We start from the raw sequence: 9,601 nt of genomic DNA on the forward strand, positions 1-9,601 counted from the left end.
ACCAGGCGGAGTTGGGCATTGAGCAGGTTCTGCTGCTCGGTCAGCACGTCGAGCACGGTGCGCGACCCGACCTGGGCTTCCTGTTGCAGGCCTTCCACCGCCAGCTGCTCGGCCTTGACCGCAGCCTGGAACGACTTGATGGCGGCCCGTGCCGTCACCAGCGCCTGCCAAGACTGGACGGCGCTCTGGATCGCCTGGCGCCGCTGTGATTCGATCTGGATCCGCCGCTGGCCATGCGTGTAGCGGGCCTGGCGCACCAGGGATTCCTGATTGCCCTGCGAATACAGCGGGATGGTCACCTGGGCGACGATCGCCGCGGAGTCGACGCGCGACTGCGCCCCGAAGCTCGTCTGCTGCGGCCCGAAGAGCTGGCCGGACAGCCCGGGAGCCGTCTCAAATCTCGCCTTCGGATGTGAGACTGTCGAATATTGGCGCTGGAGCCGCGCCTGCACGTCGATCGACGGCAGCAGGGCGCCGAACTGCAGGTCGATGTTATCGGCCGCTGCACGCTCGGTGAACAGCGCAGCGACGATGCCCGGATAGTTCGCCTGGGCCTTCTGGATCGCCTCCTGCATCGAGGACGGCAGGCCAGCCGGCACCGTCGGCGTCTCCAGCGTTCCCGGCGGCTGGCCGATGAAGCGCTCGAAAGTGGCGCGGCTGGCGCGCAGCGTGCCCTCCGCCTCGATCCGCTGAGCCACGGCGCTGGCCAGGCTGGCCTCGGACTGGCTGACGTCGGTGCGGGTCACCTCACCGACATTGAACCGGTCCTGGGTCGCCTGCAGCTGCCTGCGCAGCACCGCCTCGTTGTTGCGCTGCACGTCCAGCGCCGCCTGGGCTTGGACCACGTCGGCATAGGCGGTGGCCGCGTCCAGCAGCACCGTCTGTTCGGTGGTCTGGACGACGGCGCGGGTCGCCATGATCGTGTTTTCGGCCCGGTTCACCGATGCCTGGGTCCGGCCGCCATTGTAGATGTTCTGCGTGACGGTGATGCCGAGCGTGGCCGGGTTGATCTCGTGCCACCGGCTGTCCCGCCCCCCGTTCGAGCTGCGAAGGGCAGTGCCCCCCTCCACCCCGTCGGTCTGCGTGTTGCTGAAGGTGCTTCCGATGCTGGCGCTGGCACTCACATCCGGCCGGTAGCCGGACAGGGCCTGGGCAATGCCCTCGTTGACCGCCTTCAGATTGGCGATGTCGGCGGCAAGATCGGGGTTGGTGGCGTAGGCCGACGCCAGCGCCTCGGCCATCGACTGCGCCGAGGCCGGGGCAATGCCCAGCGCCAGCACGGCGGACAGCACCGCGGTGGAGAGGCCGAACCGTCCATATCGTGTCATCGTCAATACCGTCCCATGGTTGGGTCGATCTCGCGCGCCCAGGCATCGATGCCCCCGCGCAGATTGACCACGTTGTCCATGCCCCTTGCCGAAAGCCACCGCACCACCTGCGCGCTGCGCCCCCCGTGGTGACACATGACGATCACCGGGCGATCGCCCGGAATGTCCTCGACCCGCCCCGGGATCTCGCTCATCGGGATGTCGAGCGACCCCTCGATCCGGCACACCGCCAGCTCCTGCGGCTCGCGGACATCGACCAGCACATGCCCCGTGCCGTCGCGCCGCCAATCCGCCAGGGTCGCCACGTCGATCTCGAAAAGCTGCACCCGATGCCCCGCTTCAGAACTGGAAGGCCGGCTTGCGCTGGAAGCCGGGCAGCATCGCCGTCGCCGCGTCGAACAGCGGGCGCTGCGACACGACTCCATCGACTGCACTGACCAGCATAGCACGGCCGACGCCGTCCCCGTCATCCACCACGGTGAGCAGCCGGCCGCCGGGCGCCAGCTGCGCGATCAGCGCCGCCGGCACCTCGGCTACCGCGCCGTCGACCAGGATGACGTCATACGGCCCCTCGGACGCCCAGCCCTCCGTCAGCCGCCCCTCGACCAGGGTGACGCGCTGGGCGCCGAGCTCGGACAGCGCGCCGCGCGCGGTGGCCAGCAGCGCCTTGTCCTCCTCCAGCGCCACCACCTTGGCGGCGAGGCGGGAGATGAGGGCGGCGCTGTAGCCGGTGCCGGCGCCGACGACCAGGACGCGGCTGTCGGGCGTGATGCGAGCGTCGTTCAAGAGCCGGCCCAACACCCGCGGCTCCATCAGCACCCGGCGGCCACCGATCGCGACATCCTCGTCGACATAGGCGACGCCGCGCCGGTCTGCCGGCACGAAGCGTTCGCGCGGGACGGCCATCATCGCGTCGATCAGAGCCTGGTCGACGACCTTGTTGGGCTTGATCTGCCCTTCGACCATGTTCAGGCGGGCGGCTGCGTAGTCGACCATGGGATTCCGCAATCTGGGGACGGCGAGGCGCAGCGGCCGGGCGGCCGCCGCGCGATCAAACGCAGCGGTTATATCGGCCTTCGCGCTTGCAACACAATCGGTCTGTTACCGACCAGTCCATCTGCCGGATGTCGGGCGACCCGAAACTTCCGCGCAATCATCCTTGACCCTGCTTCTCGGCGGGCGATATACGGGGGCCGCCGTCGGGGCGCGATGGCTGAGTGGTCAAGCAGCGGACTGCAAATCCGTGCACGCCGGTTCGATTCCGGCTCGCGCCTCCAAACGGCTCGTCCGAAATACCGGTCGGACCAGCATCTCCAAAAAGTGCAATCGGGGGTGCAAGTCAGGCTTGGCAGGGCGGGGCGAGGTTGCTATAAGCCGCGCCACCAACAGCCCGGAGCGATCCGGCGCTCATGTTCCCTGGTAGCTCAGTTGGTAGAGCAGCTGACTGTTAATCAGCGGGTCACTGGTTCGAGTCCAGTCCAGGGAGCCATCTTCCTCTTATCCCTTCGATCGAGCGGCGGTACATTCCGTCGCGCCCGTCTTGGCATCGGCGGGCCGTTATATTAAATCCATGGGGTTCCCGGGCGCTGTCTGACGGTCCCGGCTTTCGGAACCGAGATGGCCCTGTACGACACATCCCGCACCGGCCTCCTGCCCCAGGCACCGATCGAGACGGCGTCCAGCCGCCCGGTTGTCATTGGCTCGTACAACGTGCACAAATGCGTCGGGCTCGACCGCCGCTTCGATCCGCTGCGCATCGCCGCGGTGGTCGACGAGTTGAAGGCCGACGTCGTGGCGCTGCAGGAGGTGGATCGCCGCTTCGGCCGGCGCTATGGCCTCTTGGATGCCGAGACGCTGCGCCGCGACAGCGGCCTGCATTTGGTGCATGTCTCCGACCTTCCCGACGGCCATGGCTGGCACGGCAACGCCCTGCTGGTGCGCGAGGGCGAGGTCACCCGCCTGCGCCGGCTGACCCTGCCGGGGGCCGAGCCGCGCGGCGCCATCATCACCGAACTGGCGCTGCCCGCCGGCCGTCTGCGGGTGGTGGCCGCCCATTTCGGGCTGCTGCGCCGCTGCCGCATGCGCCAATCGGCCATGATCCTCGACGAGATCGCCGCCGGCGAGAGCATGCCGACCCTGCTGGTCGGCGATCTTAACGAGTGGCGCCCCGGGCGACGGTCCTCGCTGCGGCCGCTCGGCGCGCTGTTCGGGCCGCTCCAGGCCAGCCCGCCCAGCTTCCCGGCGCCGCTGCCGCTGGTCTCGCTCGACCGCATCCTGGGCTGGCCGCAGGGCGTGCTGCGCCAGGTCGAGGTGCATCGCAGCCCGCTGTCGCGGATCGCCTCCGACCACCTGCCGCTCAAGGCCGAGATCGATCTCGGCGTTGCCCTGCCGGCCGGCACCGCGCCGCTATCCCAGGCCGCCTGACGCGCCGCCTCGCTCCGTTTCCTGTGCTGTGGCATCGTGAAGCCGCATCACAGGGAGGGGAGCGATGCCGAAGATATTCAAGCCCGGAGTGGTCTTATGGTCTGCCGTGGCGCTCTTGGTCCTGGCCGGATGTGCCAAGCCGAAGGCATCCGACGGCACGACGCCGATCCTGTCCAAGCCGGGGGAGGTCACGGCCGAGGGCCGCTACGTCCATGGCGGCTCAGGCATGGTCTTTCCGACGGAAGGGATGGCCGCAGGGGCCCGTTTCGTCCGCATCACCATCACGCAATTCGACGACAAGGGAGGGGATGTCAGCGCCAACTACGATGTGCCGACTCCCTCGGGCCGGATGCGGATCTCGGCCTATGTCTATCCCGTCCCGCTGGCCTTCAGGCTGCTCTCGCCAACCGCAGCCGCCGATAGCACGGTACGTGATCTCGACTCCGGGCTCCGGGACACCGTTTGCCAGCAGGAGGTGGGACGGCGCGAAACCGAACTCACAACCCTCCATCCCGAAGCGAAGTTGGTCCGGGAAGATACCGTCGCGGCGCCGTCGGGCGAGGCCAAGGTCCCCGGAACTGTCGCGGTTTACGAGACGAGCGACTTTATCAACAACACCCCGGGACGGGTCCGGTCGGACCTCTATATCTTCTGCTATGTCCGGGATTTGTGGATCGTAAAGTACCGCGTCACTCCGGTCCAGGACAGGACGTCTGAGGCGATTCTCGCCGACTTCATGAAGCAGGTGCCGTGGACGCCACGCCGGCCGCAATAGGCCGCCCTCCCCCCTTGGGGTGATGGCGCCGGCCGGCGCCGGCTTCCCATAGTTCTCCCCGCAATCACCACGACGGGGCTTGCCGACCGCAGCGACAAGGCGGCGGCCGGCCCGGGGAGGACGAGATGACGGACCAGCCATTCGGGCTCACGCGGACGCTGCGGCTGCCTTCGGTCGTGCTGTTCGGTCTGGCCTACATGACGCCGATGATCGTGTTCGGCACCTTCGGCATCCTGGCGCAGAAGACCGGCGGCGCCGTGCCCACCGCCTATCTGGTGGCGCTGGTGGCCGTGCTGCTGACCGCCTGGTCCTATGGCCGCATGGCCGCCGCCTATCCCGTCGCCGGATCGGCCTACACCTACACCCGCCGCGCCTTCGGCGGCCATGTCGGCTTCCTGGTCGGCTGGGCCATCCTGCTGGATTATTTCTTCCTGCCTATGGCGATCTGGCTGATCGGCGCCGCCTATCTCTCCGCCGCCTTTCCCGACGTGCCGCAATGGGTCTGGATCCTCGCCTTCATCGGCGTCACCAGCGCCATCAACATCGTCGGCATCAAGCTGGCCAACGGCGTCAACATCGTGCTGATGCTGGTCCAGTTCGCGGTGCTGGCCGCCTTCGTCGCGCTTTGCGTCCGATACGCCCTGGCCGGCGCCGCGGCCCGGCCGCTGTTCTCGGCCAACCCGTTCACCGGCAGCGGCACCCTGCCCGCCTATCTCGCCGGGGCCGCCATTGCCGCTTATTCCTTCCTCGGCTTCGACGCGGTGACAACGCTCACCGAGGAGACGGTGGAGCCGGCGCGGACCATCCCCAGGGCGATCATGCTGATCGCGCTCCTGGGCGGCGGCATCTTCATCCTGGCCGCCTATTTCACTCAGCTGGCCTTCCCCGGCGGCGACGTCGCCAATGTCGACAGCGCCGCCTTCGACATTGCCAAGGCGATCGGCGGCGACGTCTTCGTCATGCTGTTCCTGGCCGGGCTGATCGTGGCGCAGTTCGCCTCCGGCCTGTCGGCCCAGGCCAGCGTCGGCCGGCTGCTGCTGGCGATGGGCCGCGACGACGTGCTGCCGCGGTCCGCCTTCGGCTATGTCCACCCGATCCTGCGCACGCCGGTGTTCAACATCGCCCTGGCCGGGGCGGTGGCCTTGGCGGCGCTGAGGCTGGACGTCACCACCTCGACCTCCTTCATCAATTTCGGCGCCTTCGTCGCCTTCATCTTCGTCAACCTGTCGGTGATCCGGCTGCTGTGGCTGCGCGCGCCGCAGCGCGGCCTCGGCACGGTGATCGGGGCGCTGGTGGTGCCGGTGCTGGGCGCCTTGTCCAATCTGTGGCTGCTGGTCAGCCTGGACGAGCACGCCAAGGTGCTGGGGCTGATCTGGCTGGCGGTCGGCATTGTCTACCTCGCCTGGCTCACCCGGATGTTCAGCCGGCAGCCGCCGGAGACGCAGTTCCGCGAGGTCGCGGAGGCCCCTATCCCGGCGGCATCGCCAGGAAGGCGGTGAAGCGTGCGAACAGCTCGGCCTGCGAGGCAATGCCGAGCTTGCGGTGGATGCTCTTGCGGTGGGTCTTCACCGTCTCCTGCCCAAGCCCGAGCAGGGCGCAGATCGAGGGAGTGGAATGGCCCTTCAGGATCAGCCCGACGATCTCGGCCTCGCGCCGGGTCAGTCGGCCGCCGCCCAGATCGACGATGCGGGTGACGAGATCCCCGGTCCCGGCCGGCTCCGGCACCCCGCCGAAGCCGGCCCAGTGCCGCTCGCAGAGCGCGCAGACCATCGGCGCCGCGTCGCGCAGCCGGGCGATCTCGGCTTGGCGGAAGCGGGTATGGCCGCGCCGCCGGGTCACCGACAGCACCCCGGTCACGCCTTGGCCGAGATCGAGCACGTAGCCGACCTCGTCCAGGATGCGGGTGCGGATGTAGTGGCGGTTGTAGTACTCGCTCTGCGCGAAGCGGTCGGGGGCGAGGTCGGCCATCACCAGGAAACGGTCGGCCGTGCCGCCCCGCACCGCCTCGAAGAACGGGTCCAGCAGATAGGAGCCGGCGATGTAGCCGTCGACGATGATGGCGGCGAGCTCCGGCGCTTGGCGGTTGTGCAGGTCGAGCGGTGGCGCGTCGCCGCGATAGGCGAAGCCGTTCAGCATGTCGAATGGCACCAACGCCGCCAGCGCCTCGCCCAGCCGGTCCGGGAACGCCGCGGTGCCCATCGCCGCCATCGCCGCCGCGAGGCCGGCGTTCCAAGCCGCAAACTCCATGCCCTGCCTTTCCGCTCCAGGCCGCTATCCTTGGGCCGAGCGGCGCCGGCCGCAAGCCGTCCCTGAGGATCGAGAGATGCCCGACACGCACCCGCCCAGCGCCCGTACCATCGCGGACGACATCGCCGCCGGCCGGACCAGCGCCCGCGCGGTGATCGCCGACGCCCTGGGCCGTGCCCATTCGGCCCAGGCCCGGCTAAACTGCTTCACCCTGATCCTGGACGAGGAGGCGATCGCCAAGGCCGAGGCCGCAGATGCGGCGATCGCGGCCGGCCAAGCGCCGGGGCCGCTGCACGGCGTGCCGGTGGCGATCAAGGACCTGACCCCGACCCGCGGCCACCTGACCACGCTGGGGTCGCATTCGACCGGCGACTGGATCCCGGACCGGTCGGCGCTGGTGGTGCGGCGGCTGGAGGCGGCCGGCGCCATCGTGATCGGCAAGACCACCACCCCGGAATTCGCCCATTCCAGCTTCACCTATAGCCCGCGCTGGGGCGTGACCCGCAACCCGTGGGACCCGGAGCGGTCGCCGGGCGGGTCCTCCGGCGGCTCCGGCGCCGCGGTCGCGGCAGGGGTGGTACCTTTCGCCGAGGGCACCGACATGGGCGGGTCGGTGCGCATCCCGGCCGCCTTCTGCGGCGTGGTGGGCTTCAAGCCCAGCCTGGGCCGGATCCCGATGACCATCCTGCCCAGCCAGTTCGACGACATCTCGCATTTCGGCCCGCTGGCCCGGACCGTCGACGACGCCGTCGCCTTCATGACCGCGGCCGCGGGCCCGAGCGACGAGGACATCAACTCCCTGCCTCTGCCCTTCGACCTGGCGGCGACGCGGATCGACGGGCTGGCTGGCCGGCGCTTCGCCCTGTCGATGGACCTCGGCTACTACGCCGTGGACCAGGCGGTCGAGGCCGCGGTGCTGGCGGCGGCGGAGGCGCTGCGCCGCGCCGGCGCGGTGGTCGAGGAGGTGCGCCTGCCCTGGACCCGCGCGGTGAGCGATCGGTGGCTGGACCTGTGGTGCGTGTTCATGGCGGCGTTTCAGGGCCATACCCTCGCGGGGTACCGCGACCGGATGGATCCGATCCTGGTCGGGCTGATCGACCGCGGCCTGACGCTGGGCGCCGCCGAGGTGAAGCGGATCGAGATCCTGCGCAGCCGGATGTGGGACGAGTTGGCCGCCATTCTGGCCGGCCGCGACGCCCTGCTGTGCCCGACCTGCGCCGTGCCGCCCCCGCCCGTCACCCTGACCGACGACGATTTCGCGGCGGATCGGCCGGACGGGCGCTATGGCGGCCTCGACCTGACCGCACCGTTCAACCTGCTGTCGCCCTGCCCCGCCCTGTCACTGCCGGCCGGGCTGACGTCGGACGGCCTGCCGGTGGGGCTGCAAATCGTCGGCCATCGCCATGCCGACGAGGCAGTGCTGGGCCTGGCCCGGGCGATGGAATCGGCGCTGCTGGAGATCGGGCTGACCGAGGCGGTGCGCCGCGGGCCGCCGCGATAATAGCGGCCCGGCCCGCTTCGCTCTTGGAACGGAGCGAGGCCGCGCCAGATTGTTGAGTCAGGACCGGCATTGAGTCAGTCTTTCCCTGTCGCCGACCGCGCCCGCGCGCCCGGCCAACATGGAGTCGATGGCATGGCCAAGATTCTCGCCTGTATCGACGGCTCGATCTACTCCCACAGCATCTGCGATCTTTCGGCCTGGGCCGCTTCGCGGCTCCATCAGCCGGTCGAGCTGCTGCATGTGCTGGGCCGCCGCGAAGTGTCGACCATCCCGGTCGACATCAGCGGCACGCTCGTCGCCTATTCCCAGGACATCCTGGCTGAGCTGGCGGCGATGGACGAGCAGCGGGCCAGCCTATCGCAGAAGCGCGGCCGGCTGATCCTGGAGGAAGGCGCGGCCCGGCTGAAGGAGGTCGGCGTCACCGAGATCGACACCCATCTCTACAATGGCGACCTCGTCGAGACGGTCGCGGAGTTCGAGCCCGACACCAGCGTCATTGTCATCGGCAAGCGCGGCGAGGCGGCCGATTTCGCCAAGCTGCATCTCGGCTCGAATCTCGAGCGGGTGGCGCGGGCGGCGAAGAAGCCGGTGCTGGTGGCCGCCCGCGCCTTCAAGCCGATCCGGCGCTTCCTGATCGCCTTCGATGGCGGCCCGAGCGTGACCAGGGCGGTGGAACTGATCGCCAAGGGCCAGCTGCTGCGCGGGCTGGAGGGCCATCTGCTGATGGCCGGCAGCCCGGATGAGGAAGCCGAGGCCAAGCTCGACGCCGCCGAGACCACGCTGCGCGAGGCCGGCTGGGACGTCCGCGCCCGGATCCTGCCGGGCGAGCCGGAGACGGTGATCGCAGCCGAGGTGGCGTCTGCGTCGATCGACCTGCTGGTGATGGGTGCCTATGGCCACTCCCGCATCCGCAACCTGATCATCGGCAGCACCACCACGGCGATGGTGCGGTTGTGCCTGATCCCGGTGCTGATGATGCGGTGAGGCCGCTCACACCCCGCGCCGCATCAGCCACAGGCCGACCGCGCAGCCGAGCACGCACAGCGCCAGCATGTAGTAGAGATGCGCCAGCGGGTTCAGGACCAGCAGCGCCGGGATCATCAGCGGCGTCAGCCCGCCGAACACCGCGTAGGAGATGTTGTAGGAGAAGGACAGGCCGCTGAACCGGACCGCTGCCGGGAATGCCTTGACCATGACGTACGGCACCCCGCCGACGACACCGACCAGCAGGCCGGTCAAAGCGTAGGTCGGCAGCAGCAGGCCCGGATCGGCGGCGCCGCGGGTGTAGAACAGCCAGGTGGCGCCCGCGAGCAGCACGCTGCCGAT

The 9,601-nt window shown here is 69.4% G+C and carries 9 protein-coding genes, 2 tRNA genes and 1 pseudogene; 7 read left to right on the forward strand and 5 right to left on the reverse strand.

Going from position 1 to position 9,601, the window contains the following annotated elements; all coding sequences use genetic code 11:
• From ABDW35_RS24570 to ABDW35_RS24580, 3 genes are all read right to left on the reverse strand, one after another.
• Nucleotides 1–1,328, reverse strand: a 1,328-nt coding sequence (locus tag ABDW35_RS24570; RefSeq protein ID WP_343716496.1) for a TolC family outer membrane protein, incomplete at its 3' end; no start/stop codon positions are given.
• Nucleotides 1,329–1,330: 2 nt separating this feature from the next.
• Nucleotides 1,331–1,654 (reverse strand): rhodanese-like domain-containing protein, encoded by a 324-nt coding sequence (locus ABDW35_RS24575; protein ID WP_343716497.1) that lies wholly within the window; start codon nt 1,652–1,654, stop codon nt 1,331–1,333.
• Between the two features lie 13 nt (nt 1,655–1,667).
• Nucleotides 1,668–2,324 (reverse strand): protein-L-isoaspartate O-methyltransferase, encoded by a 657-nt coding sequence (locus ABDW35_RS24580; RefSeq protein ID WP_343716498.1) that lies wholly within the window; start codon nt 2,322–2,324, stop codon nt 1,668–1,670.
• A 207-nt stretch (nt 2,325–2,531) separates the two neighbouring features.
• On the opposite strand from ABDW35_RS24580, the gene ABDW35_RS24585 reads away from it, so the two are divergent.
• The 5 genes from ABDW35_RS24585 (at nt 2,532) to ABDW35_RS24605 (ending at nt 6,026) form a co-directional block, all read left to right on the forward strand.
• Nucleotides 2,532–2,605: transfer RNA gene (locus ABDW35_RS24585), tRNA-Cys, on the forward strand.
• Between the two features lie 136 nt (nt 2,606–2,741).
• A tRNA-Asn gene (locus ABDW35_RS24590) sits at nt 2,742–2,817 on the forward strand.
• A gap of 128 nt (nt 2,818–2,945) precedes the next feature.
• Nucleotides 2,946–3,752 (forward strand): endonuclease/exonuclease/phosphatase family protein, encoded by an 807-nt coding sequence (locus ABDW35_RS24595; RefSeq protein WP_343716499.1) that lies wholly within the window; start codon nt 2,946–2,948, stop codon nt 3,750–3,752.
• A gap of 64 nt (nt 3,753–3,816) precedes the next feature.
• The gene (locus ABDW35_RS24600) at nt 3,817–4,527 is read left to right on the forward strand and encodes a hypothetical protein (protein WP_343716500.1); all 711 of its coding nucleotides are present in this window, start codon (nt 3,817–3,819) and stop codon (nt 4,525–4,527) included.
• A 125-nt stretch (nt 4,528–4,652) separates the two neighbouring features.
• Nucleotides 4,653–6,026: an APC family permease gene (locus ABDW35_RS24605; protein ID WP_343716501.1), complete on the forward strand. Its 1,374-nt coding sequence runs from the start codon at nt 4,653–4,655 to the stop codon at nt 6,024–6,026.
• Here the strand turns inward: ABDW35_RS24605 and ABDW35_RS24610 are convergent.
• Nucleotides 5,995–6,774: a helix-turn-helix transcriptional regulator gene (locus tag ABDW35_RS24610; protein WP_343716502.1), complete on the reverse strand. Its 780-nt coding sequence runs from the start codon at nt 6,772–6,774 to the stop codon at nt 5,995–5,997. The genes ABDW35_RS24605 and ABDW35_RS24610 overlap by 32 nt on opposite strands.
• A gap of 76 nt (nt 6,775–6,850) precedes the next feature.
• Here ABDW35_RS24610 and ABDW35_RS24615 point away from each other — a divergent pair, with 76 nt between their 5' ends.
• Nucleotides 6,851–8,275, forward strand: coding sequence for an amidase (locus ABDW35_RS24615; RefSeq protein ID WP_343716503.1), 1,425 nt, complete (start codon nt 6,851–6,853; stop codon nt 8,273–8,275).
• A gap of 132 nt (nt 8,276–8,407) precedes the next feature.
• Complete coding sequence (locus tag ABDW35_RS24620) at nt 8,408–9,259, forward strand: universal stress protein (RefSeq protein ID WP_343716504.1); 852 nt, start codon at nt 8,408–8,410, stop codon at nt 9,257–9,259.
• 6 nt (nt 9,260–9,265) lie between these two features.
• Here the strand turns inward: ABDW35_RS24620 and ABDW35_RS24625 are convergent.
• Nucleotides 9,266–9,601: pseudogene (locus ABDW35_RS24625) on the reverse strand (MFS transporter); the annotation flags it as partial.

The organism is Inquilinus sp. (assembly GCF_039594555.1).
Classification (GTDB): Bacteria; Pseudomonadota; Alphaproteobacteria; order DSM-16000; family Inquilinaceae; genus Inquilinus.